This window comes from Arthrobacter sp. KNU-44, from assembly GCF_051843155.1.
Lineage (GTDB): Bacteria > Actinomycetota > Actinomycetes > Actinomycetales > Micrococcaceae > Arthrobacter.
Genome location: NZ_JBPXNG010000002.1, coordinates 3233228 through 3257137, shown reverse-complemented (window position 1 = coordinate 3257137; position 23910 = coordinate 3233228). Strand labels below are relative to the sequence as shown.

Annotated in this window: 25 protein-coding genes; 14 read left to right on the top strand and 11 right to left on the bottom strand. The window is 64.4% G+C overall.

Going from position 1 to position 23910, the window contains the following annotated elements; all coding sequences use genetic code 11:
• Nucleotides 1-90: 90 nt before the first annotated feature.
• Both ACSVHC_RS16260 and ACSVHC_RS16255 read right to left on the bottom strand, forming a co-directional pair.
• Nucleotides 91-762 carry a LuxR C-terminal-related transcriptional regulator gene (locus ACSVHC_RS16260; RefSeq protein ID WP_437771066.1) on the bottom strand — a complete coding sequence of 224 codons (672 nt, stop codon included), beginning with the start codon at nt 760-762 and terminating at the stop codon, nt 91-93.
• Nucleotides 759-2117 (bottom strand): ATP-binding protein, encoded by a 1359-nt coding sequence (locus ACSVHC_RS16255; RefSeq protein WP_437771067.1) that lies wholly within the window; start codon nt 2115-2117, stop codon nt 759-761. The genes ACSVHC_RS16260 and ACSVHC_RS16255 overlap by 4 nt, the downstream gene beginning before the upstream one ends.
• A 125-nt stretch (nt 2118-2242) precedes the next feature.
• Between ACSVHC_RS16255 and ACSVHC_RS16250 the strand changes: the two genes are divergently transcribed.
• From ACSVHC_RS16250 to ACSVHC_RS16230, 5 genes are all read left to right on the top strand, one after another.
• A complete protein-coding gene (locus ACSVHC_RS16250) occupies nt 2243-3712 on the top strand; it encodes a PspC domain-containing protein (RefSeq protein ID WP_439181129.1) in 1470 nt (489 codons plus the stop codon).
• A gap of 1 nt (nt 3713) precedes the next feature.
• Nucleotides 3714-4010: a hypothetical protein gene (locus tag ACSVHC_RS16245; RefSeq protein WP_439181128.1), complete on the top strand. Its 297-nt coding sequence runs from the start codon at nt 3714-3716 to the stop codon at nt 4008-4010.
• Nucleotides 4011-4055: 45 nt separating this feature from the next.
• Entirely contained in the window at nt 4056-4313 is a 258-nt protein-coding gene (locus tag ACSVHC_RS16240) for a PspC domain-containing protein (RefSeq protein WP_345448649.1), read from the top strand.
• A gap of 158 nt (nt 4314-4471) precedes the next feature.
• The gene (locus tag ACSVHC_RS16235; protein ID WP_234749032.1) at nt 4472-5497 is read left to right on the top strand and encodes an ATP-dependent 6-phosphofructokinase; all 1026 of its coding nucleotides are present in this window, start codon (nt 4472-4474) and stop codon (nt 5495-5497) included.
• 101 nt (nt 5498-5598) lie between these two features.
• Nucleotides 5599-6330, top strand: coding sequence for a GNAT family N-acetyltransferase (locus ACSVHC_RS16230; protein WP_437771070.1), 732 nt, complete (start codon nt 5599-5601; stop codon nt 6328-6330).
• Nucleotides 6331-6409: 79 nt separating this feature from the next.
• On the opposite strand, the gene ACSVHC_RS16225 is transcribed toward ACSVHC_RS16230, so the two are convergent.
• The 7 genes from ACSVHC_RS16225 to ACSVHC_RS16195 form a co-directional block, all read right to left on the bottom strand.
• The gene (locus ACSVHC_RS16225; RefSeq protein ID WP_437771071.1) at nt 6410-7933 is read right to left on the bottom strand and encodes a DHA2 family efflux MFS transporter permease subunit; all 1524 of its coding nucleotides are present in this window, start codon (nt 7931-7933) and stop codon (nt 6410-6412) included.
• 54 nt (nt 7934-7987) lie between these two features.
• Complete coding sequence (locus ACSVHC_RS16220; RefSeq protein WP_437771072.1) at nt 7988-8548, bottom strand: PadR family transcriptional regulator; 561 nt, start codon at nt 8546-8548, stop codon at nt 7988-7990.
• 120 nt (nt 8549-8668) lie between these two features.
• Nucleotides 8669-9082 carry an ankyrin repeat domain-containing protein gene (locus ACSVHC_RS16215; RefSeq protein WP_437771073.1) on the bottom strand — a complete coding sequence of 138 codons (414 nt, stop codon included), beginning with the start codon at nt 9080-9082 and terminating at the stop codon, nt 8669-8671.
• Entirely contained in the window at nt 9079-10164 is a 1086-nt protein-coding gene (gene ygfZ / locus ACSVHC_RS16210; protein WP_437771074.1) for a CAF17-like 4Fe-4S cluster assembly/insertion protein YgfZ, read from the bottom strand. The genes ACSVHC_RS16215 and ygfZ overlap by 4 nt, the downstream gene beginning before the upstream one ends.
• A 22-nt stretch (nt 10165-10186) precedes the next feature.
• On the bottom strand, nt 10187-10909 hold the full coding sequence (locus tag ACSVHC_RS16205) for a flavodoxin family protein (RefSeq protein WP_059387341.1): 723 nt from the start codon (nt 10907-10909) through the stop codon (nt 10187-10189).
• A 90-nt stretch (nt 10910-10999) separates the two neighbouring features.
• Nucleotides 11000-11596, bottom strand: a complete 597-nt coding sequence (locus ACSVHC_RS16200) for a nitrobindin family protein (RefSeq protein ID WP_437771075.1) — start codon at nt 11594-11596, stop codon at nt 11000-11002.
• Between the two features lie 184 nt (nt 11597-11780).
• A complete protein-coding gene (locus ACSVHC_RS16195; protein ID WP_437771076.1) occupies nt 11781-12515 on the bottom strand; it encodes a permease in 735 nt (244 codons plus the stop codon).
• A gap of 312 nt (nt 12516-12827) precedes the next feature.
• Here ACSVHC_RS16195 and ACSVHC_RS16190 point away from each other — a divergent pair, with 312 nt between their 5' ends.
• The 8 genes from ACSVHC_RS16190 (at nt 12828) to asd (ending at nt 20986) form a co-directional block, all read left to right on the top strand.
• Entirely contained in the window at nt 12828-13526 is a 699-nt protein-coding gene (locus ACSVHC_RS16190; RefSeq protein WP_059387339.1) for a winged helix-turn-helix transcriptional regulator, read from the top strand.
• A 227-nt stretch (nt 13527-13753) separates the two neighbouring features.
• The gene (mshD, locus tag ACSVHC_RS16185; protein WP_437771077.1) at nt 13754-14725 is read left to right on the top strand and encodes a mycothiol synthase; all 972 of its coding nucleotides are present in this window, start codon (nt 13754-13756) and stop codon (nt 14723-14725) included.
• A 104-nt stretch (nt 14726-14829) separates the two neighbouring features.
• Nucleotides 14830-17079: an RNA degradosome polyphosphate kinase gene (locus ACSVHC_RS16180; RefSeq protein ID WP_236812317.1), complete on the top strand. Its 2250-nt coding sequence runs from the start codon at nt 14830-14832 to the stop codon at nt 17077-17079.
• 11 nt (nt 17080-17090) lie between these two features.
• Nucleotides 17091-18059, top strand: a complete 969-nt coding sequence (locus tag ACSVHC_RS16175; protein WP_437771078.1) for an NUDIX hydrolase — start codon at nt 17091-17093, stop codon at nt 18057-18059.
• An 18-nt stretch (nt 18060-18077) separates the two neighbouring features.
• Nucleotides 18078-18881, top strand: a complete 804-nt coding sequence (locus ACSVHC_RS16170) for a thymidylate synthase (protein ID WP_366176353.1) — start codon at nt 18078-18080, stop codon at nt 18879-18881.
• Complete coding sequence (locus ACSVHC_RS16165) at nt 18878-19465, top strand: dihydrofolate reductase (protein ID WP_437771079.1); 588 nt, start codon at nt 18878-18880, stop codon at nt 19463-19465. The genes ACSVHC_RS16170 and ACSVHC_RS16165 overlap by 4 nt, the downstream gene beginning before the upstream one ends.
• Before the next feature lie 2 nt (nt 19466-19467).
• Nucleotides 19468-19689, top strand: coding sequence for an NF038396 family protein (locus ACSVHC_RS16160; RefSeq protein ID WP_437771080.1), 222 nt, complete (start codon nt 19468-19470; stop codon nt 19687-19689).
• Between the two features lie 154 nt (nt 19690-19843).
• On the top strand, nt 19844-20986 hold the full coding sequence (gene asd / locus ACSVHC_RS16155) for an aspartate-semialdehyde dehydrogenase (RefSeq protein ID WP_439181127.1): 1143 nt from the start codon (nt 19844-19846) through the stop codon (nt 20984-20986).
• 84 nt (nt 20987-21070) lie between these two features.
• On the opposite strand, the gene ACSVHC_RS16150 is transcribed toward asd, so the two are convergent.
• The gene (locus tag ACSVHC_RS16150) at nt 21071-22189 is read right to left on the bottom strand and encodes a winged helix DNA-binding domain-containing protein (protein WP_437771081.1); all 1119 of its coding nucleotides are present in this window, start codon (nt 22187-22189) and stop codon (nt 21071-21073) included.
• 109 nt (nt 22190-22298) lie between these two features.
• Between ACSVHC_RS16150 and ACSVHC_RS16145 the strand changes: the two genes are divergently transcribed.
• On the top strand, nt 22299-22769 hold the full coding sequence (locus ACSVHC_RS16145; RefSeq protein ID WP_437771082.1) for a hypothetical protein: 471 nt from the start codon (nt 22299-22301) through the stop codon (nt 22767-22769).
• Between the two features lie 32 nt (nt 22770-22801).
• Here ACSVHC_RS16145 and ACSVHC_RS16140 read toward each other — a convergent pair whose 3' ends face one another.
• Nucleotides 22802-23869, bottom strand: a complete 1068-nt coding sequence (locus ACSVHC_RS16140; RefSeq protein WP_437771083.1) for a UDP-N-acetylmuramate dehydrogenase — start codon at nt 23867-23869, stop codon at nt 22802-22804.
• Nucleotides 23870-23910 lie beyond the last annotated feature (41 nt).

The window sequence follows — 23910 nt, the reverse complement described above, 5'->3', positions numbered from 1 at the left end:
TTTAACCCGCTAAAGGTGAGCGGGCGTTTGGGTTTAACCCGCGAAAGGTGAGCGGGCGTTTGGGTTTAACCCGCTAAAGGTGAGCGGGCGTCAGAGGAGGCGGCGCTCGGCGGCCCACCTGGTCAGTTCGTGGCGGCTGGAGAGCTGGAGTTTGCGGAGCACCGCCGAGACATGGGTTTCCACGGTCTTGATGGAAATGAACAGCTCCTTGGCCACCTCCTTGTAGCTGTAGCCGCGGGCGATGAGGCGCATGACTTCCAGTTCCCTCGCGGAAAGCCGGTCCAGTTCGTCGTCGGCGATCTCGGCCGGGGAGGTTCCAAACGCGTCGAGGACAAAACCGGCCAGTCTCGGCGAGAAGACGGCGTCACCGTCGGCCACGCGGATCACGGCATCAGAGATCTCGGGGCCGGAAATGGTCTTGGTGACATAGCCCCGGGCGCCAGCCCGAATGACGGCCACGACGTCCTCGGCGGCATCCGAGACGCTCAAGGCCAGGAAGCTCGTGCTCCCACGCAACGGCGCGGATGCGCTGATGACTTCCCGACCGCCACCGCCAAGGCCGCCAGGCAGGTGGACGTCGAGCAACACCACTTCCGGGTGAACTTCGGCAATCACGGCGATAGCTTGCTCCACTGTTCCGGCTTCGCCTACGACGTCGATCCTGGAATCGAGGTCGGCCTTCAGCCCGGACCGGAAAATGGCGTGGTCGTCCACGATCACCACACGAACCTTCCGCGCTACTTGCTCTGATAGGGCGTTCATGCTTTGGCTTCTCCGTTTCGGTTCTCTGCTTTATCGGGGTTCTCAACGGGCAGTTTCAGGCGTACTTCGGTGCCCTCCGAGCTACTGCTGATGACCGCCGTTCCGCCGTGGCGCTTCATCCGTCCGATGATTGATTCCTTGACTCCGAGCCGGTCTTCCGGGACGGTATCGGGGTCAAAGCCAGGCCCGCGGTCCCTGACAAAAACCTCGCTGCCCGTGTCCGAGCTCTCGAGATAGACGGACACGGCGCCGCCGCCGTGCCGGGCGGCATTGTGCATGGCCTCCCGGGCCGCCAGGACGAGCGCTTCGTGCCTGTCTGTCATGGCGGCGTCTCCCACGCTGACGACGTCGACGGCGTGTCCGTGGGCGTCCTCGACTTCGGCTGCGGCCGCGGCAATCCGCTCCGCCAGGAGTCCCGCATCCTTGGCGGCGTCCCGGTACAGCCAGGTGCGCAGTTCGCGCTCCTGGGCACGGGCGAGGCGGACCACGTCCTGCTCGGAACCTGCCCGGCGCTGGATCAAGGCGAGCGTCTGCAGTACCGAGTCGTGCAAGTGGGCGGCAATCTCGGCCCGCTCCGTCTCCCGGACCCGCGCCGCCCGCTCAGTTTCAAGGTCCTTCCAGAACTTCAAGCCCCACGGCAGCAGCACCAGGGCGACGCCGCCAAGCACTGCGATCGAAGCCAGCAGCGCGAGCCAGGTCTGCTCCCACGAGCCGGAACCGGACACCATGACCAACACCCCGGCAACCACCAAGGCCAGGCCCGCGGCAAGACGGACCCAGCCGCCTGCTTGGTCGGCCTTGGTCTTGTCCACCAGCCCGGCCCGGCGTGTCTCGTCCAACTGCATCCACGCGATCGACGCTCCGCCGAGTATGGCCGCCGCCGGGATCAGCGTGCCGAGAGGGACCTCGACGCCGAACTGCCGGGCGATGAGGATGGCGGCCACCAGGAGCAGGCCGGCTCCCAGGAGGATCTCTTTCCCGTACTGGATGCGACGAATCCTGAACCAGGAGGCGAAGACGGGGGCCGGGGTGGACAGCGGCAGCGGCTGCGCGCCGCCGTCGGGCGCTGTTACCTCGAGAGGGATGCTCACTGAAAGGGGCATGCTCACTGCGGGAGCAATGGGCGACGCCGGCCGGCGGCTATTGCGACGGGCGCTTTCGTCGGCAGTGGGCACCATGACCCAAAGCCAGGCGTAGAAGGCCAGGCCCGCGCCGCCGGCGAACGAGGCAAGGACCATACCGAGCCGGATGTATTTCACAGGCCAGCCAAGGTGGTCCGCCAGGCCACTGCACACGCCGGCAATCATCCGGTCGCTGCTCCGGACCAGCGGCGGGCGTTGCATGGCGGTTGTCATGATTCCATCCAAACACGTATCAGGGCCTTCGGCGCTCGAAGCCAGGGCATCTCAGGGGGCCACTCAGGGAACGTTCAGGGTATCCCCCAATAGAGGGCGGCGTCGCCGGGCGGCAAGATCGAAGTATGAACGCGAACAGCATGAATCCCGAGGACTCCGGACAAGCAGCGGAGCCCGGTCAACCTGAAGAATCCGGCCAGCCGGCCGGGACAGGCTCGCCGGAAGAACCGGCCCAGCCAAACGCTGCCCACAGCGGCGCCTCGCCGAACTACGCCGTTCCCGCTCCCCCGCAGAACTTCTTCAACTGGATCCGCAGCCAAGGCATCAGCCGTGGCCGGGACCGTTGGGTGGGCGGCGTAGCGAGCGGCATCGCGCACCGCTTCGGTGTCGATCCATTGATCGTCCGCGGCATCTTCATCGTCCTTACCCTCTTCGCCGGCGTCGGCATGCTGCTCTACGGCGTCGCCTGGGCGCTCCTGCCCGAACCGGATGGCCGCATCCACGCCCAGGAGGCCGGAGCAGGCCGCTGGTCCGCAGGCATGACCGGCGCCCTCATCACAACCATCATCGGATTGCCGGGCCTCGGCCGCGGTTTCTGGGGATGGGGCTGGAACGGCGTTCCTGGAATCCTCTGGACGCTGTTCTGGGTAGGCGGCACCATCTACCTGATCTACTTCCTGGTCCAGCGCAGCAAATCCCGCAACGGAAGGCAGACCATGGGCCCTCACAACCACGCGGCCGCTCCCGGCTCCCCCAGCGGGGCGGGCACCCCTGCCTCGGCAGGTTATCCAGCCGGCCCCTACACCGCAGGCCCTTACGGTGCGGTTCCTTACAGCGCAGCTCCTTACGGCTCCGGTACTTACGGGACAGGCGGCCCCTCAACTCCCGCAGGCCCCGTCAATCCAGCTGGCCCGTACCCACCGGCCGGCGTACCCAACCGCCCAGAGCGGCCAGAGCGGCCGAGGCGGCAAGGACCGGGCGCGGCCATCGTAGCGGTCTCAGCCGGGGCGGCCCTGTTGGCCGGCGGAACGCTCAAGCTGCTCGACACCGGCAATGTCATCCACCTTGGCGACGCCGCCAACGCAGTGGTCTGGGCCACGGGCGCCGCAGTCCTCGGCCTCGGCATCCTTGTCGCCGGACTCCGGGGCCGTTCGTCGGGGCTGCTCGGCTTCCTGGCCGTAGCGACGCTGATAATCGGAGCCGTATTCAATATCGCCCCGAGCGCGGACCACTTCCGCCTCCAGAATGCCCAATGGAATCCCGTGAGCATCGACGATGCCCGCAAAGGCTTCGACATCACGGGAGCCAACGGGACCGTTGACTTGACCAAACTGAACCTGAGCGCGCCGTTGGGCTCCAACGTCGTGGTTCCGATGGACGTGACCGCAAGCAACATCAAACTCGTCATCCCCTCGACCGTGCCGGTGGAGGTCCAAGCAGACATGACCTTCGCGAACCTCAAGCAGGACGGTAGCGCCGTCACCCAAAGCAACGGTGGTACCAGGGAGAGCTTCAACACGAACAAACCCGGGGCCAAGCTGGTCGTCAGACTCAACGGCACTTTCAGCAACGTCACCGTCCAGGAAGGAAACTGACATGAGCACGCACGAACCCACGCGGGCATTTGAAACGGCACCCGAGCCCGGGGCGCAAGCCGCCCGGGCCAGGGTGGGCACGGTGGTCTGGGGGCTGATTGTCGTCGCACTCGCTGCTTTGATCATCATTTCCAAGCTCGGCCTCGTGGCGCTCAACGGCAACTATGTGTTGATCGGGCTCATGATCGGGGCCGGCGCGGCACTCGTGATCGGAGGCCTAATGTCCGCCCGCTCCCGAAAGGGCAGCGGGTCAGGCCCGGACTCCGGGGCCGGCGTCACCGATTCCGACCACCGGTAGCAAGCAGCACGTGACAAAGCAGCCACAACAGGGAAGGCTCTAGCCATGAACAAGTTCTTCAGCATCGTACGGGGCATCGGCCTGAAGCGCGGTCCGCAGCGTTTGATCGGAGGGGTGTGCGGTGGCATTGCCGCCAAACTGAATGTGGACGTGGCCTACGTCCGCATTGGCTACCTGATCTTCTGCCTGCTACCCGGGCCCGCCGTAGTGATCTACGTGGTGGCTTGGCTGCTGCTTCCCAACCAAAGCGGCACCATTGCACTGGAATCCTTCCTCACCCAGCGTTCGCAGGGCCGGAAGTAGCACAGCCCGGGTTTGCCGGCGAGTTTCAACCCTGTTTCAAAAGTCTCATCCCCGGCGGTGGTCATGGTTTGTGTCCCACCCCACATTGCCCCCTACAATCATTGTGAGCTCAGCGTGGCGCTCTGCACGTATACCTCCTAGCCAGGATTTGAGCCCTCATGAAAATTGGAATCCTTACCAGCGGTGGCGACTGCCCCGGACTTAACGCCGTCATCCGCGGCGCCGTCCTCAAGGGAATTGCCATTCACGGCCAGGAATTCGTCGGTTTCCGGGACGGTTGGCGGGGCGTCGTGGAGGGCGACGTCATCGACATTCCCCGCACCATGGTCCGCGGTATCGCCAAGCAGGGTGGAACCATCCTCGGCACGTCCCGTACCAACCCGTTCGAGAACGGCGGCGGCCCGGATGTCATCAAGGCCCACATGGACCGCCTCGGCATCGACGCCATCATTGCCATCGGCGGCGAAGGTACCCTTGCCGCCGCGAAGCGCCTGACCGACGCCGGGTTGAAGATCGTGGGCGTCCCCAAGACCGTGGACAACGATCTCGACGCCACCGACTATACCTTCGGGTTCGACACCGCCGTCCAGATCGCCACTGAGGCCATCGACCGGCTGCGCACCACCGGGGAATCCCACCACCGCTGCATGATCGCCGAGGTCATGGGCCGCCACGTGGGCTGGATCGCCCTGCACGCGGGCATGGCTGCCGGCGCGCACGCCATCCTGATCCCCGAGCAGAAAGTCAGCATCGAGCAGATCACCGAATGGGTCCAGGAGGCCCACGACCGTGGCCGTGCGCCGTTGATTGTTGTTGCCGAGGGTTTTGTTCCCGACCACATGGAAGCCCCGCACTCCGAACGCGGCCTGGATACCTTCGGCCGGCCCCGACTGGGCGGCATCGCCGACCAGCTCGCCCCCGAAATCGAAGCCCGCACCGGCATCGAGACCCGCGCCACGATCCTCGGCCACATCCAGCGCGGCGGCGTCCCCTCGGCTTTCGACCGCGTCCTGGCCACCCGCCTGGGAATGGCGGCCATCGATTCCGTCGTGGAAGGCCGCTGGGGAACCATGGTGGCCCTCAAGGGCACGGACATCGAGCACGTGGGCTTCGAAGCCGCCCTGGGCAAGCTCAAGACCGTCCCGCAGAACCGCTATGACGAGGCCGCGGTACTGTTCGGCTGAGCTGCTGCCGTTCGGCTGAGCCGGTTCTTCAAGGAGCAGGCGGGCACCACCAGGTGCCTGCCTGCTCCTTCCTTTTCCAGGGACTGCATAGACTCGATGTCATGGAACTTGATGCGGGATCGGCGGAAATTGTGCTGCTGGCCTGGGCCCGACATTTAGGGTTCGACGACGAAGCCTTCAGTTTCGTCTCCGGCTCACCTGCTGCCCTCAACGGCGAGCGGTTGGTCCGGGAAGATGAGGACGCCGAATCCATTACGTTCGTGAGGCTCTTCGGCCGCTCCGCATTGGTGGCCCCGGGATGGGCGGCGGCCGCCGCCGTCGAGCTCTCGGATGATCAACTGAGCGAGCATTCCGTACTGTTGCGGATCAGCCGCGAACACGGTGGCCACGGGCTCGGGACGTCTGCGCTGCTGTTCGCCGATGACCTTCCCCTCTTCCAGCCGGGCGGCGAAGTCACCGTCTCGCACGGCCATCCGGAGGCGATCGAGTTGGAAGGCAGGTGCCCTCCGGACGACGTCAATGAAGTCCATCTCTCCAGGATGGACCACCATTTCACGGTGATGGATGGCAACGAACCGGACCGCAAACCGGTTGCCTGCGGCGCTTATGCGGAGTGGCAGGGGATCCTCGCGGATATGGGCGTCCTGGTGCCCCCGGAATTGCGCCGGCAAGGGCTCGGAACCCTGGCTGTGTCGATCGCCGCCCACGAGGCGCTGGCCTCCGGCCTGACGCTGCAATGGCGGACTGCGCTGGACAACCGGGGCTCGATGGCCTTGGCGCGGAAGCTGGGATTCGTCGACGGCGGCATCCAGACCTCCGTGCTGCTCCGCTAGCGCCCTCCACTGCCCGCGAGTTGGCAGACGATGCCCTCAAAATCGCATTTTGAAGGCATCGTCTGCCAGTTCGCGCGGACTAACCGTCTTGCGAAACAGTCTCAGGCTTGGCCTCTGCGGCAGTCGGGGAACCCCAGCCCTGGACGGCTTTGGGCTTGCCAAACAACAACGCGGCTACGGCGCCCAGCAGAATCGCAAAGGCCGGCAGCAAGACCGACTGGCTCATCGCCGTCGAAAACCCGTCATGCAGGAATTCAGGCAACTTGCCGGTGAATCCGCCTTCGCCCGCCGGGGCGGCACCTGGCGGAGCCGCGGGCAGCTCGGCCGCGAGCCGGGACTGGATGAGGGCAGCAATCGCGGCCGATCCCAGCACCGCACCGATCTGGCGCGTCGTGTTGAAGACACCCGAACCGGCGCCTGCCGAGCGCGGCGGGAGGTTTCGGGTGGTGGCGTTCGAGACCGGTCCCCAAATGAAGCCGTTGGCCACACCCTGGAGGGCGCTGGGCAGCAGGAACATCCAGATGGGGGTGTCCGGTTTCAGAAGGGTCGACGTCCAGAAGAGTGCACCGGACAGGCAGACGAGGCCGAAGGCGGCGAACCAACGCGGGTTGATGCGGTCGATCAGCTTGCCAACGAAAGGTGCCAGCGCCCCGGAGATCACGGCCATGGGGATCATGAGCAACGCGGACTGCGTCGGGGACAAACCGCGGACTACCTGGTAGTAGAAAATGGTGGGCAACGGGAACGCGGTGATGGTGAAACCCACCGCCATGATGGTGGTGTTTCCCAAGGAGAAGTTGCGGTCCTTGAACAGGCCCAACGGCAGCAGGGGTTCGCCGCCGCGGCGTTCCAGGAGCCACTGCCACAAGACGAACAAGGCGAGGACCACGAGCCCCGTGATGATCAGTCCCCAAACGGTAATGGGTCCGCTGACGGTGCCCCACTTGTAGCTTTGGCCCTCCTGGATGCCGAACACCAGCAGGAACATACCCGCTGCGGACAGCAGCACACCCAGGACGTCGAACTTGTGGCTGTGCGTGGTCAGCTTCGGTACGAGCCGGGTCACGAGGACGAAGGCAACGACGCCGATGGGAACGTTGACGAAGAAGATCCACTGCCAACCGAGGCCGTCAACCAACACGCCGCCGAGGATCGGGCCGACGAGGATAGCCATGCCGGCCGTCGCTCCCCAGAGGCCCATGGCCGCGCCGCGGCGGTCCGGCGGGAAGATCCGGGTAATGACGGCCATGGTTTGGGGCGTCATCATGGCCGCGCCGATGCCCTGGACCACCCGGGCGGCGATCAGCATGCCGATATCGCCCGAGAGGCCGCACCACAGCGAAGCCAGGGTAAAGACCACGAGGCCGATCAGGTAGAGGTTCTTCGGCCCGAAGCGGTCACCGAGCCGTCCGGTGATCAGCAACGGGACGGCGTAGGCGAGGAGGTAGGCGCTCGTCACCCAGATTACGGCGTTGATATCCGTGTGCAGGCCCTCCATGATCCGCGGGTTCGCCACGGAGACAATGGTGGTGTCGATCAGGATCATGAAGAACCCGACCACGAGGGACCACAGTGCGGGCCACGGTTTAGCTACGTTTTCCATGGGTTTCCTTTGACTGTGCTGAATCTATTGCAAGTTGGTTCGTGGGATGGGCGGTCACCATGGCAACTGCCCGCTGCGGAGATCATTTTGGAAGCTGCGTATCCAGTCGATTTCCGTCCGCAGCATAGCTTGTTGGTACTTGACGTCAATCCAGAACTTGGGCTCGACGCCTTTGGCAGCGACAGCTTCTTCACCGCGGACCAGGAAGTCGAGCTGGTTTTCCAGGTTCGCCACGCGGTGGTCCAGTAGTTCGAGTACGACGCCGGAGGGCAGGTTGTGCGCCTCGGCGATCGCGTGGGGGAACACCGGGTACTCATTCACGGGTTCCTCCAGCATGTTCTGGAGGCGCTCGGTCAGCGTCTCCCGGCCGGCTCCCGTGATTCGGTAGGTGGTGCGCTCGGGCCGGTTGCCGGAACGGTCAATGCCAGTGGACTCGACCAAACCCGCCTCTTCCAGGCGACCGACCGCGTGGTAGAGCGTACCCGGCCGGACTTTGACCAAACGATCCTCGTGGCGGGCCATCAGGAGCTGGTACATCTCGTAAGGATGCATCGGCGCCTCGACAAGGAGGGCCAATGCAGCGACGCCCAGTGGAGTCAGTGCGGCTCGTGCCATTTCCCCATCCTCCGTGCGAACTATTCCACAACAAATATTCCACATGGAATATTTGGCCGCAAGCCAGCCGGCGCGGTGAGGCCGTCACGCATGGGCAAAACCCGACGGCCCCGCCTTGGCCTATCCGAGCAGTCCGAGAATCTCCGTCCGGGCAAACATCCGGGCGGTGTCGCGCGCTGTGGGTGCGCCGGCGTCGGGATCGGCGCCGGCGTCGATCAGAACCCGGGCCACCTCCGTGTAACCCTTGAAGACTGCGCCGGCCAGCGGAGTCTGGCCACGGTCGTTCGCGCCGTTTGCGTCGGCACCGTGGTAGAGCAGAAGCTGAACGGTTTCAGCGTGGCCATGGTATGCGGCCAGCATCAGCAGCGAGTCACCCGCGGCAGTGCGCATTCCAACCGGCGCACCGGCATTGAGGTAGCTGCGCAGGATCTGCGAGTTGCCTTCCCTGGCGGCATCGAACAAGGCATGCGCCAAGGCAATGGCCTCGTCATCGGCACCGCCCGTTTGGGCTTCGGCGCCCGTCGTTTCGCTCATCGATGGGGTCCCTTCAGGAATCCGGTCTGACGCCCCACCACCTGTCCGGCATCGGGCGCAACGATTACTTCCTGGGCGGCCGGATAAGGCTCCTCACCGTCCAGCACGGTCAGCACTTCGTGCGGGTCGACGGACCGCTTGATCAGAGCCAGTCCTACTGCCCCCATTTCGAAATGCTGGGCCACGGATGTCAGCGTACCCACCTTGCGCTCTCCGGCAAATACGACGCTGCCCGGCGCCGGAAGGGTGTGCTGCGAGCCGTCCAATTGCAGGAAAACGAGCCGCCGTGGTGGGTGTCCCAAGTTGTGGACGCGGGCGATGGTCTCCTGGCCCTTGTAGCAGCCCTTGGACAAGTGGACCGAGGTCCGCAGGAGATCGAGCTCGTGCGGAATGGTCTTCTCGTCTGTCTCCGCGCCGAGCCGGGGACGCCACGCGGCAATGCGGAGCGCCTCCGCCGCCAACGAGCCGGCGAGGGCCATGCCTTCAACGGCCGCTTCAAACTCGTCCGCGGGAATGAGGTACTCGAACCAGGGACGCTCAAGGCCGGGATGGGAGCTTTCCTCCACCACGCTGTACGAATACCCGCCGACGCCGATGTGCGGCCACGGGTCCTCCCAGACGAGCCGCCCGGACCAGGCGTCAACGGGCTTGGTTGAGCCGACGACGGCCCAATCGGCCGACACGTCGGCCACCTCGACGCGCAACATGAACCGCATTCTGTCGAGCCACTCCGCCAGCGGGGCAGCCTCGGCGGCTTCGACCAGCAGCCAGGTGGTCCCGCCGTCGTCCACCACACGGGCATCGAAGTCGATGCGGCCTTGGATGGTGAGAAGCAGCAGTTCGCTTGAGACGCGCGGCTGGAGGTTGGTCAATTGCTGCGAGGAAAGAGTGTTGAGCCAGCTCAGTCGGTCAGGGCCGGTGACGGTGACAACGCCCCGGTAGGAAAGATCGACGACGGCGGTGCCGGCGGCGAGTGCGCGCTGCTCACGCAGGGGTTCGCCGTAGTGGGCCGCGACGCCGGAGTCCTCGCCGCCGCCTTCTACAGCTCCGGGGCGCGACAATAGGGGGCTCTTGTAAGTCATATGTAGTAGAAGTCCTTGGGGCTCAGCGGTATTCCGGGTTTTCAAAATCGAAGCGTGTGCCGGCTTTCCATTCATCCGGGAGGTTGCCGTAGGCAGGAATGCCGCCGACGTCCTTGAGCATGCGGGCGTAGTGGAGCAGGTTCCACGTCATGAAGGTGGTGTTCCGGTTGGTGAAGTCGCTCTCGGGGCCGCCTGATCCTTCGTCGAGGTAGCTGGGGCCGGGGCCGACGGCACCGATCCAGCCGGCGTCGGCCTGCGGCGGAATCGTGAAGCCGACGTGCTGGAGGCTGTACAGGACGTTCATGGCGCAGTGTTTGATGCCATCCTCGTTGCCCGTGATCAGGCAGCCGCCGACTTTTGGATAGTAGGCCCATTGGCCTTTGCTATTGAGCTGGCCCGAATGGGCGTAGAGCCGCTCGATGAGTTTCTTGGTCTGGGAGGAGTTATCACCAAGCCAGATAGGACCGGCCACCACCACGATGTCGGCCTCCAACACGGCCGGGTACAACTCCGGCCATTCGTCCGTGGCCCAGCCATGTTCGCGCATGTCCGGATACACTCCGGCGGCAATGTCATGGTCCACCGTGCGGATCACCTGCGTACTGACGCCCTGCTTTTCCATGATGCGCCGGCTGATGGCTATCAGTCCGTCGGTATTGCTCACTTGCGGGGATGGTTTGAGCGTCCCGTTGAAAAACACAGCTTTGAGATCGTCATAGCTGGCAGGCTTTGTTGCTTCGTTCACTTGCTGTTCCCCTTTGGTTCGGATTGCGAAACAGGACGTTCAGTGAGACCTCTTCGGTGAGACCTTGAAGCCAGGGAACAAACCCTCCTACTAAAGCTTGTTCAGGAAAGCCGAAGCGTGGGCCTCGAGCGACTTGCCCGGAGTGGACACATCCCAGCGCCACAACAGATTGCCATCCACGAGGCCGAAGATGCGTGTGGCCGCAGTGTATTCCTTGGAGTGGCCGCCGCGCATCACCATATCGGTGCTCATCTGGATCTGCGGCCCCTTGATTTGGCCGTAGTACAGCTCGCTGATGCCACCTGGATGGGCGATCGTCACGGTGATGTCGAACCCGCCGTCCGCATTCCGGTGCGCCTCGACGTCGTCGGCGGTTTTCAAAACCGGGACAATTTCCGCGGGAATCAAGCCGGGGCCGCCGTCGGCGTCGAGCATTTTCCGCTCCAGCGCCCAGAAGCCTGTTTCCACCGTGAGGGGCCGCAACTTGGTGCCGTCCTCGTCGCTGAGCCAGCTTTCCGCGCGGTACTCCAGGTAAGGCAGACCGTGGTGCGTGAAGGAGACATGCTGGATGAAATGATCCGAGTCTTCTTCACCGGTTCCAAGCCGTCCCCGGCCTTCCCACTCACCAATGAGCCAGGAAAGAGGTACCAATTCGGGTGTTAGGTCGGAAGGGATTTCGATGGGCACAGCAATTACCTCAGTGGACCGGAAGGTACAGGTTGATCAAAAGCGATGGGAGCTCTACTTCTGGCCCTTGAAGAGACGGTAAACGACAAAACCAGCGAACCACGCCATCGAGAGGCTGGCCAGGCCGAGGAGGACAAGGAAGAAGATTTCAAATGCAAGTACGGACATGATGCCATCCTAACTGTTAGTAGATGAGTAGTTTGTCGATGAAGTAGCACATGGCGCCAACCGCCCAGACGGGAGCGACACCCATTCCAAGGACGGCCGGGAAATTGAGGCGGCCGAGCCGAAGCGTCACCATCCGGCGGAAACTGACCAGGACCGAGCCGATGACGACGCCCACCACGATGGCGGCCACGATCGCGATATTGGAGAACACCAGGCCTGCCAGCGGAGCCACCAACCCGGCCGCCACGATGCCCAAAGGCGCCACAACCCGGTCCGGCCAGCGCAACAAGCCGGCGAGGAGCGCGACGGCGGCGCTGAGAGCGGCGACCAGCACCATTTCCTTGATCCCGTTGAACCTAGCACCCGCAATCCAGCCCGCGCCAAGGCAGCTTAGCAGGACGCCGGCGCAGCTGCCAAGGGTGGATTCGAGCCGTTGGGCCTGACCGGTTCCGCGAATCAGCTGCACGACGAACACCGCGATCACGCCTGCGGCGATGAAGGCGGGGGTTGCGTCGAGAAATCCGGGGGCTGGCACGAAGCCGGCAGCCAAGGCTGAACCCGCACCGCTCAGGCCGATCACGGTGGCGAGCGTCTTCTTCGCGGGGACCGCTAGAAAATGGGGCCAGCCGATGCCAACCGCGGCCGACGCCAGAACTCCGACGGCGACCAGCCCTTCCGTGGGACCGTAAGAGCTGGCGACGAAAACCGCGAGCGCCACGAGGCCGACCACCCCGATGCTCCAAGACTTCACTGCGCCCCTGACCTCACTGTGTCCCTAACCTCGTTGCGCCCTCGTGGGATCCGCGATGGGCCCCATTTCGTTCCAGGCTGCGAGCAACCTCCTGCCAATCCTGCCTTATACGGCACAAATATGTCGCAAACATGGGTTGAAGGTGACACGAATCCCTGACGTTGCAGGGGCCTTTGGGTATACTCGGTTGTCAACAGCGCTTCTTGTTGCAACGCTTCCGTTACAACGGAACCACGCCCCATAAGCAGCTACCGGCCGGTGGAAACCCGGTTCAGACGCCCGATGATGCGCGGACCGCCCATTGGAGGAACTATGTCGCACATCCTGCTCCTGACGAACAGCACCGGCTCGTCGGTAGACATCCTGCCCGCCTTGGAGCTATTGAACCACCGGGTCCACATCCTTCCGGCAGAGCCAACGGCGTTGCTCGAAACCGACCCCACCGACGTCGTCTTCCTTGATGCCCGCAAGGACCTCGTGGGGGCCCGCTCCTTGACCCAGTTGCTCAAAGCCACGGGCTTGAGCGCCCCCCTCATCCTGATCCTCACCGAAGGCGGCATGGCTGCAGTCTCTTCCGCATGGTCTGTTGATGACATCGTCCTCGACTCGGCGGGGCCGGCCGAAGTCGAAGCCCGGATCCGCCTGGCCGTGGCACGCGCCATCCCCGGCGAAGAGGAAACCAACACCGAAATCCGGGCGGCCGGCGTCGTGATCGATGAAGCGAGCTACACGGCCCGCGTGAACGGGCAGCCGCTCAACCTGACCTTCAAGGAGTTCGAACTCCTGAAGTACCTGGCCCAGCACCCGGGCAGGGTGTTCACGCGCCAGCAGCTGCTCACGGAAGTATGGGGCTACGACTACTATGGCGGCACGCGCACCGTGGACGTTCACGTCCGGCGCCTGCGCGCCAAGCTGGGCGTGGACCACGAGAACCTCATCAGCACGGTCCGCAACGTCGGCTACCGCCTGACCTTGGTCCGCTTACCGGAAGACGAGCTCACGGAGGCCTAGGCTTCCGACACCCTTCAAAACACAGGGAAGGCCCGGACTCACTGAGTCCGGGCCTTCCCTTGCTTGAGTGGAGGACATACGGGTCGAACGTATCGAGGCCACCCCACTGGTGGATCCCCCTCGTATCCTGCTTCGCGAAGCCGGATGAGATATAGACCTTACACGGCCAACACGGTGGCCGCAAAATCCATCCCGCCAAACCGGCCGGAGACGTATAGCCTTGCAGCATGAGCCCTGCGCACCCGGAGAACTGGCCCGTCCTCGTCGTCAAAGGCGCGTCGGACAACGACTTGTTGAAAGACATCAAGACGCTGGCCGCAGCTGCCGAGGAGTCGGACGGCAATCCCCCGCTGTCCGAACAGACCCTGGTCATGCTGCGCGGAGCCGATGCCGGCGACCACTCGGTGCTCACGCTGGCCCTCTACGCCCCGGACGAGCAGTCCGATCCCGCAAGCGGCCAGGATCTGGCGGGAATCGCCGTCGTGGTTGAAGCGGACGACGGGACCGGAGTCCTGGAAATGGCGGTGCACCCCAGCTACCGCAACCAGGGTGTCGCAGGCCGGCTGTTGGACTCGCTCCGGGACAGCCGCGGGCTCGAGGGGCTGAACGCCTGGTCCCATGGGAATCACGAGGCCGCCGCGGAGCTTGCGGCCCGTTACGGCTACGGCCCGGCGCGCGAACTGTGGAAGATGCGCCTCATGACCTCCACAGCGGAGCTGCCCGACGCCGGCCTCCCTCAGGGAGTCTCGCTGCGCGCCTTCGTGCCGGGCCAGGATGAGTCCGCCTGGCTGGCCGCCAACAGGGCGGCATTTGCCCACCACCCCGAGCAGGGTTCCCTGACCAGGGCCGACCTGGAAGCGCGTATGGCCGAGGACTGGTTCGATCCCGCCGGTTTCCTGCTGGCTGTGAACCAGGCCGGGGAACTGCTCGGATTCCATTGGACCAAGGTGCACCCCCGGCAAGGACCCCATCCGGCCATCGGAGAGGTCTACGTCGTCGGTGTGACCCCCGCGGCCCAAGGGCTGGGGCTTGGCAAGGCGCTCACGGTCGCCGGAATCAGGTATCTCCAGAGCCACGAGCTGCACTCCGTAATGTTGTATGTGGACGCCGACAACACCGCGGCCGTCGCCCTTTACCAGAAGCTGGGCTTCGTCCGCTGGGACGTCGATGTCATGTATGCGCCGTTGACCCGGAAGTAACCCGGAACCAAGGCGTATCTGAAAGGCTAGGACATCTAGGATTCCGGCACGTGGAATCCTTGTAGGGTTGAATCAAACCCCCGCGCTGAACGAAGGAGAGCCCGATGAACCCGGACCCGGTCGGAACCACCAAAACCGAGGTCAAGGGCGCAACCTTGCCTCCCCGCTTCGGATCTTCCGAAGTCCCGGCTGCGCGGGCAACACAGGACCGCATCGACATTCCCGAATTTGCGCCCTCCCTTGAACCGGAAGGCGACATCACTCCGGACCGCTTCCTGGACCGCGAGCTGAGCTGGCTCGCCTTCAACTCCCGGGTTCTCGAGCTCGCGGAGGATCCGGACCTCTTCCTGCTGGAGCGGGTCAATTTCCTCTCCATCTTCGCCTCGAACCTGGATGAATTCTTCATGGTGCGGGTTGCCGGCTTGAAGCGGCGCATCGCCACCGGGCTCGCGGTCCCCTCCCCCGCCGGGCTGAGCCCGATCGAAGTCCTGGAGCAGATCGGCGATGCCGCCCGGAAGCTGCAGGAACGGCACGCGCGCGTGTTTGCCGAGCAGATCCGCCCCGCCTTGGCCTACGAGCACATCCACCTCATGCGCTGGGACGAACTCGACGACGAGGCCCAGCACCGCTTGAGCATCATGTTCGGCGAGAAGGTCTTCCCGATCCTCACCCCGCTCGCTGTCGATCCCGCCCACCCGTTCCCGTATATCTCCGGCCTTTCCCTCAACCTGGCCGTGATTGTCCGCAACCCCGTGAGCGACAAGGAACTGTTCGCACGCGTCAAGGTTCCGGACCAGTTGCCGCGGCTAGTCTCGATCGACGGACCGCGTGCCGGCGCGGTCCCGGGCCGCGTGGCACGATTCATCGCGCTCGAAGAGGTCATCGCCGTGCATCTGGACAAGCTGTTCCCCGGAATGGAAGTCATGGAGCACCACTCCTTCCGCGTTACCCGCAACGAGGACGTGGAAGTTGAGGAGGACGACGCCGAGAACCTCCTGCAGGCGCTTGAAAAAGAACTGCTGCGCCGCCGCTTCGGCCCTCCCGTCCGGCTTGAGGTCACCACCGACATCAACCCGAACATCCGTGCGCTCCTGGTGCGGGAACTCGGCGTCGAGGAATCCGAGGTGTACTCCGTTCCGGCTCCCTTGGACCTCCGGGGCCTGTCGGTCATCGGCGGAATTGACCGCGCCGACCTCCACTACCCCAAGCACGTGCCCCACACCTCGCGGTACCTGAACGAATCCGAGACCTCCAAAGCCGCCAACGTCTTCGCGGCGATGCGTCGCCGCGACATCCTGCTGCACCACCCGTACGACTCGTTCTCGACGTCGGTCCAGGCCTTCCTGGAGCAGGCCGCCGCCGACCCCAAGGTCCAGGCCATCAAGCAGACCCTGTACCGCACGTCCGGCGATTCCCCGATCGTGGACGCACTGATCGACGCCGCCGAGGCTGGCAAGCAGGTCCTGGCCCTCGTGGAGATCAAAGCCCGCTTTGATGAGCAGGCCAACATCTCCTGGGCCCGCAAGCTGGAGCAGGCCGGTGTGCACGTGGTGTACGGCATCGTGGGACTCAAGACGCACTGCAAGTTGTCCCTGGTTGTCCGTCAGGAAGTGGATGGCCTCCGCCGGTACTGCCATATCGGCACGGGCAACTACCACCCGCGGACGGCCCGCTACTACGAGGACCTTGGCCTGTTGACCTCCAATGAGCAGGTGGGCGAGGACCTGTCCAAGCTCTTCAACCAGCTCTCCGGATATGCCCCCAAGTCGACCTTCAAGCGGCTCCTCGTGGCGCCGCGCTCGGTGCGGTCCGGTCTGATCGACAGGATCGAGACCGAGATCCGCAACGCCCGCGCGGGAATTACCGCCAAAGTCCAGATCAAGGTCAATTCCATGGTTGACGAGGCCACCATCGATGCCCTTTACCGGGCGTCACAGGCCGGGGTAAAGGTTGACGTCATTGTCCGTGGCATCTGCTCGCTGCGTCCGGGAGTGCCTGGACTGAGCGAGAACATCACGGTCCGCTCCGTCCTTGGCCGCTTCCTGGAACACTCCCGCGTGTTTGCCTTCGCCAATGCCAACGATCCCGTGGTCTACATCGGCTCCGCGGACATGATGCACCGCAACCTCGACCGCCGGGTTGAGGCCTTGGTGCAGCTCTCCAACCGCGAAGACACGGCCGAGGTCATGGACCTGCTGCGCCGTTACATGGACCCAGGCACGGCGAGCTGGCACCTCGACAACCAAGGCCACTGGACCAGGTTCCACCAGACCGAGGACGGCACGCCGCTGTTGGACATCCAGTCCTGGCTGCTTGCCTCCCGGTCCCGCCAACGTGCAGTTGCCCGGCGGTAGGCAGCGAAAAGTTGAAGAGCGATACACCTGTTGCAGACCAGACGGACCATCCCGGGGAGCCGATCGCCGTCACGGCGGCCGGCGCTATTCCTTGGCGCATTACCAAGGGCGCCCTTGAGGTCCTACTGATTCATCGGCCAAAATACGACGACTGGTCCTGGCCCAAGGGCAAGCTCGACTCCGGGGAAACCATCCCGGAGTGCGCCGTCCGCGAGATCAGGGAAGAAATCGGCCTCGACGCTGCCCTCGGGATCCCCCTTCCGCCGACCCATTACCATGTGGCGGCCGGGTTGAAGGTGGTGCACTACTGGGCGACGCAGGTCAACGGGTCCATCATCAAGCCGGACGGCGAGGAAGTGGATGCCTACATGTGGGCCGCGCCGGACAAAGCGGCGCGTTTCCTCAGCAACCCGACGGACGTGGGACCCCTCCAGGCGCTCGCGAAGGCACACCTGAACGGTGAGCTGGAGACCTGGCCCCTGATTCTGGTGCGCCATGCCAAGGCCAAGCCGCGATCCTCCTGGTCCAAGGCCGAAGGCAGCCGGCCGCTGGCCGTGACGGGACTGCGGCAGGCGCTGGCCGTCGAACGGCTTCTGGGCGTGTGGAAGCCGCAGCGGATCGTGAGCAGTCCGTGGGCCAGGTGCGTATCCACCATCGCGCCGTATGCCAAGTCAGCCGGAGCCAAGGTGAAACTTGTGGAGGCCCTGACCGAGCACAACCACCAGCGGAGCCCGAAGAAGGCATCCGCCGTCGTCGAGGGCTTGTTCGACAAGCAACGCGGGGTTGCGCTGTGCACCCACAGGCCGGCACTCCCCACCGTCTTGAAGGCGCTCGGCGAGCGTATGGGTCCCGAGCTTCACGAGATGCTGCCTGCCCAGGATCCGTACCTGGCGCCTGGCGAGATGATCGTGTGCCACGTGGCCCGGGCAAACGGCCAGCGCGTTGTGGCCGTGGAACAGATCAAGCCCTTCGACGACTGACTCCAGTAAGCTGGGTGCGTGAGCATCCCAACCCCATACGAAGACCTCCTGCGCGACGTCATGGCCAACGGCACGCATAAGTCGGACCGCACGGGCACAGGCACGCGGAGCGTTTTTGGCCGCCAGCTGCGCTTCGATTTGAGCCAGGGTTTCCCTCTCATAACCACTAAGCGGGTCCACTTCAAATCACTCGCGCTGGAGCTCTTGTGGTTCCTCCGCGGCGAGTCGAACGTGAAGTGGCTCCAGGAGCAGGGTGTCACCATCTGGGACGAATGGGCGGACGCCGACGGCGAACTCGGCCCGGTGTACGGCGTGCAGTGGCGCAGCTGGCCGACCCCCGACGGCGGGCACATTGACCAGATCGCCGAGCTCATGAAGGGCCTGGCCGCCAACCCGGATTCGCGCCGGCATATCGTTTCGGCATGGAACGTGTCCGAGATCAAGGACATGGCCCTGCCGCCGTGCCACGCGTTCTTCCAGTTCTACGTAGCCGACGGCAAGCTGTCCTGCCAGTTGTACCAGCGTTCGGCAGACATGTTCCTAGGTGTTCCTTTCAACATCGCTTCCTATGCTCTGCTGACTTGCATGGTGGCCCAGCAACTGGGCCTTGAACCCGGCGATTTCGTCTGGACCGGCGGGGACGTCCACGTTTACGACAACCACGTGGAGCAAGTCACCGAGCAGCTCTCCCGGGAGCCTTACGAGTACCCGCAACTGCGCTTCGCCCGCAAGCCGGACTCGATCTTCGACTACACCTTCGAGGACTTCGAAGTAGTCGGCTACCGCCACCACCCCTCGATCAAAGCGCCCGTGGCGGTATGAACACCCACGAAACTCCTGCCGCGGAGTCGCCTTCCTCCGGGGAGGCCGCGGACACGCTCAACGGAATCGGCCTGGTCTGGGCACAGACCGGCAGCGGAGTCATCGGCAAGGGCGGGACCATGCCTTGGCACGTTCCCGAAGATCTGCAGCATTTCAGCCGGCTGACAAAAGGACATCCGGTCATCATGGGCCGGAAAACCTGGGAGTCTTTTCCCGCAAAGTACCGGCCCTTGCCCGGCCGCACCAATATCGTGGTGACCCGGCAACACGGCTGGGCGGACTCGCCCGAAGCACGTGGCGCCGTCGTGGTTTCATCCCTTGACGCAGCCCTGCTCGAGTCCCAGTTCGCACCGGGCGGCCAGAATGTCTGGATCATTGGCGGCGGCGAAATTTACCGGCAGTCCATGGATATCGCGAATGTCGCCGTCGTCACGGTCATCGATACCGACACCGACGGCGACACTTACGCGCCGGAGTTCGGCGAGGCCTGGAATCTTGAGGCGACGGAGCCGGCTGAAGGCTGGCTGACGTCCGAGAACGGTACCAACTACCGGATCGCCACGTGGCGCCGGACGGAAGACTGAGAATGCTGAAGAAACCTGAGACCCTGTTCGTGCTCGGCTACATGTTGTTGCCGCTCTTCGCGCTCTTGTCCGCGATCGTTGGACTCACCATGATCCTGGGCGGCAACAAGATCCTGGGAATCATCGTGCTTGTAGTTGTGACCCAGGTCTTCGCTTTTGGCGCCTTCTACGCCCTGCGCGCCCGCAAGGCGGCCCTGCTGGAAGAGCCCGACTCCGGCAAGTAAGGCTGTGTGCCCTGCCCCTCACCCAAGTAACTCGCATTAGTTGTCGTTTTGAGCGCCCAAAACGACAACAACTGCGAGTTAGTTGGGTTTGTCGTGGATGTCCTCGTGACGTAACCGACAGCGGCCGGGAGCCGCGAAAGTCTAGACTGGTTCAATGACTACAGCAGCTAATCCGTCCGTTGGACTGGTCGGTTGGCGTGGCATGGTCGGCTCCGTCCTGATGCAGCGCATGCAGGAAGAAGGCGACTTCGCCAACATCAACCCGGTATTTTTCTCCACCTCGAACGCTGGAGGTGCCGCGCCGTCATTTGCCGACGGCGCAGGCAAGCTCGAGAACGCGTTCGATATTGAGACTCTTGCCAAGCTGCCGATTATTGTCACCGCCCAGGGCGGCGACTACACGAAGCAGGTCCACGGCGAGCTGCGCGGCCGTGGCTGGGACGGTCTGTGGATCGACGCCGCGTCCACGCTGCGCATGAACGACGACTCCATCATCGTGCTGGACCCCGTTAACCGCGACGTCATCGACGCAGGCCTGTCCGGCGGCGTGAAGGACTACATCGGCGGCAACTGTACGGTTTCCTGCATGCTCATGGGGCTCGGCGGTCTGTTCAAGAACAACCTGGTCGAGTGGGGTACCTCCATGACCTACCAGGCGGCCTCGGGCGGCGGTGCCCGCCACATGCGCGAACTGCTCAATCAGTTCGGCACCCTCAACAACGAAGTCAGCAGCGAACTGGATGATCCCGCCTCCGCGATCCTGGAAATCGACCGCAAGGTCCTTGCGACCCAACGCACCGGCGTCGATGCCACCCAGTTCGGCGTGCCGCTGGCCGGCTCCCTGATCCCGTGGATCGACGCCGACCTCGGCAACGGCCAGTCCAAGGAAGAGTGGAAGGCCGGGGTGGAAACCAACAAGATCCTCGGCACGGGCAACGGAAAGCCGGGCAAGGACCACGTGGTCATGGACGGCCTCTGCGTCCGTATCGGCGCCATGCGCTCCCACTCCCAGGCACTGACGCTCAAGCTGCGCGAGGACTTGTCCGTCGCCGAAATCGAGAAGCTCCTGGACGCTGACAACGAGTGGGCCAAGGTTGTGCCCAACACGAAGGAAGCATCCATGGCTGACCTCACCCCGGTGGCTGCCTCCGGTACCTTGGAGATCCCTGTGGGCCGTATCCGCAAGCTCGAGATGGGCCCTGAATACATCAGCGCCTTCACCGTGGGCGACCAGCTCCTGTGGGGCGCTGCCGAGCCGCTGCGCCGCATGCTGAAGATCGCTACCGGCACGCTCTAGGCGTCCTGCTGGCATCAACTGACTCGCAGTTGTTGTCGTTTTGAGCGCTCATAACGACAACAACTGCGAGCCAGTTGGGCGCGGTCAACTCTCCATGAACCGCAGGTACTTCGCGGCCTGGAGTTCGAAGGAGCGTTTGGCCGCCGGAGCCAGGCCTTCAGCGGCGAACGGTTCGGGCACGACGACGGCGGTCCGGCCGGTGCCGCTGCGGGACCAGGTGCCCACCACTTCGCCGCCGGACACGATCATCCGCTTGAAGACCCCGTTGCCGCCCGGAACGACCTTCTGGAAATGCTCCGGGGGCAGGACAAGGCTGCGGTCCGTATACCCCAGCAGGAATTCATCGAATCCCGGCAAGGCGAGGACCGTCCGGGAGCCGGGGACGCCGTCGTCGAGCAGTGTTGCCGTCTCAGGCGACAGCCAATAGGACGTTCCGCGGAAGACGAGCTCAACGATTTGGCTGCGAATAGCCTCGAGGGCTGCCCGGACCTCGGCTTTGGGAATCTGGGTCCACCACGCGAAGTCCAAGAGCGTGGCCGGTCCGTGGCTGCGTATATACCTGAGCAGGAATTCGGCAATTCCCTCTTCACGGCCCAAGCCCTTGGATTCCTGAATCCACTCATCGAAGGCCACGAATAGTTGCTGTCCAAGCGCTTTGCCTGCCGTGCCGGCCGGAGGGCCTTGGACCAGCCACGCGTTCTGGCACAGAATCCAGAGCAAATGGATGCCGCGCTGGGCAGTGGTCACTTGGCCTGCGGATTCGAAGATCTTGAAAAGTTCCTCGCGCGTGGCGCCTGGGCTGCCGGCGACCCGTTCAAGGGCAAGGTCCCGGCACGTGGCGATGTCTGCGTCGTCGATCCCAAGCTCCCGATGCCGTGCGGCAACCGAACGCATGGACCGATCCGTGGTGATGGCCAGGATCCAGCGCAAGTCCTGCGGCGGAACCAAGTGAAGTGTGCCCCGCATGGGCCAGGACCGGACCACTGTGCCGTTCTCCAGCGCTTCCAGCACCTTCGAGAGGCCGGAACCGGGGACCCGCTGTCCCACCGCCCAGAAAGCCGAGGCAAGGTCCTGGGCCTGCATGGCGCCCATCCTGGAGACGCATTCCTCCGGGCTACTGAATCCGCCAAGCAATCCTTGGCTCGCAAGGCGCAGCCTGCCCATGACTTTGGGAGTGACGCTGATCTTCGTCGAAGCTGCCATGGCCCCATCATAGGACGCACGGAGGACAGCTTCGGTCCTCATTAGCCCGCTGAAGGAACTCCCATGCCGCTCACAGGGGCCTTCCAGCGGGCCCTCCTACGCTAGGGGAATGCTGTTCGGTGAGTTAGGTCCGCTGCTGCGGCCGCTCAGCCGGCGGTTAGCGGCCGCTGGTTGGTGCGCCGCCGCCGTCGGGCTTGTCTGCGGCTTGGCAATAGCTGTTGGTGCGGGGGTCCGGTTGTCCCCGTCGATGCAGGCTGTCCAAGAGGTGGGACTTGCCGCCACGGGCGCCGCGGCCCTCCTCCTGGGCCTTGCCGCCGCGTGCCAGCCCTCGTCCGAGCGGCACGTTGACGATTCCGAACCAGGGTTCCAGAAAGGCGCGAGCGATCAAGTGCGCAGTTTCCTGCTTGCCGCCATCGTTATGCTCTTGGGCGTCGCTGGCTTTGCGGCAGCCGGCTGGATTTCCCCCGGCGGTCCGTCGCCGCAGAGCATAGCGTTCAGCCAGATCTTCCTCTTGGGGGCAGCCAGTTGCGGGCTGACGTTCCTGCTCCTGAACAAGGTCCTCCCGAGCGGAAAGCGCTGAAGGGCTTTCCTCGCGGGTTCCTAAGCGGTTTTCTACAGGGCCAACCCGATCAATAGCGGCTCCGGATGCAGTTCAATGCCAAAACGCTCGACGACGCCGCGGCGCACCTCGCGCGCGATCGCCACCATGTCCTCCGCGCTGGCTCCTCCCCGGTTGGTGATGGCCAGGGTGTGTTTGGTGGACAGCGAGGCGCGGCCGCCGGAGATGCTTGCGGGTTCGAGTCCGAAGCCCTTTCCGAAGCCGGCCTGGTCGATCAGCCAGGCTGCCGACAGCTTGACGAGGCCATCGTTTCCGGCCGGGTACTGCGGCGCTCCCTCGGGCAGTGACGCGGCCGCTGCTGCCGGGACAATCGGGTTGGTGAAGAAGGAGCCCGTGGAATAGGTGTCCCTGTCCGAAGCGTCGAGGACCATGCCCTTGGAGGCACGCAGCCGCAGGACTTCGCGCCGGACGTCGTTGGAATACGCGCGTTTCCCGGCCTCGACCCCGAGTGACCGGGCCAGCTCTGCGTACCGGATGGGCGCGCTCATCCGTCCGAGCGGCAGTTGGAATTCAACTGTCAGCACCACGTATCGCGGTGAGCCCTCGGTGGTGGTCTGTTTGAGGATGGAGTCCCGGTAGCCGAACTTGAGCTCGGAGTTGGTGAAGGTTTGCACGGCGTTGCGTTCGCGGTCCCAGGTACGGACCGCGGCGATGGTCTGGGAGACATCGGCACCGTAGGCGCCCACATTCTGCACTGGAGTGGCGCCTGTGGCTCCTGGGATGCCGGAGAGGGCTTCCAGCCCGGACCACGCGTGCAGCACCGAGTGCTCCACGAAGGCATCCCAGTTGTGCCCGGCCTGGACCACCACGGAAACGCCTCCGCAGCTATCCTCCGAATTGACGGTGAAGCCTTGCGAAGCGATCTTGAGCACGGTGCCCGCGTATCCGGCGTCGGAGATCAGCAAGTTGGATCCCCCGCCGATGATGAGCAGTTTGTCGCCCGCAGCATCCGCCGAGCGGACGGCGTCGATGATTTCCGCTTCGTTGCGGGCCTCCACGAAGGTGCCGGCGGGGCCACCGACAGCGGCCGTGGTCAGTTCGGAAAGCATCGTCTGGGTCACCAAACAAGCCTAGCGGGGATTGCAGCCCCTAGCCGACTCAG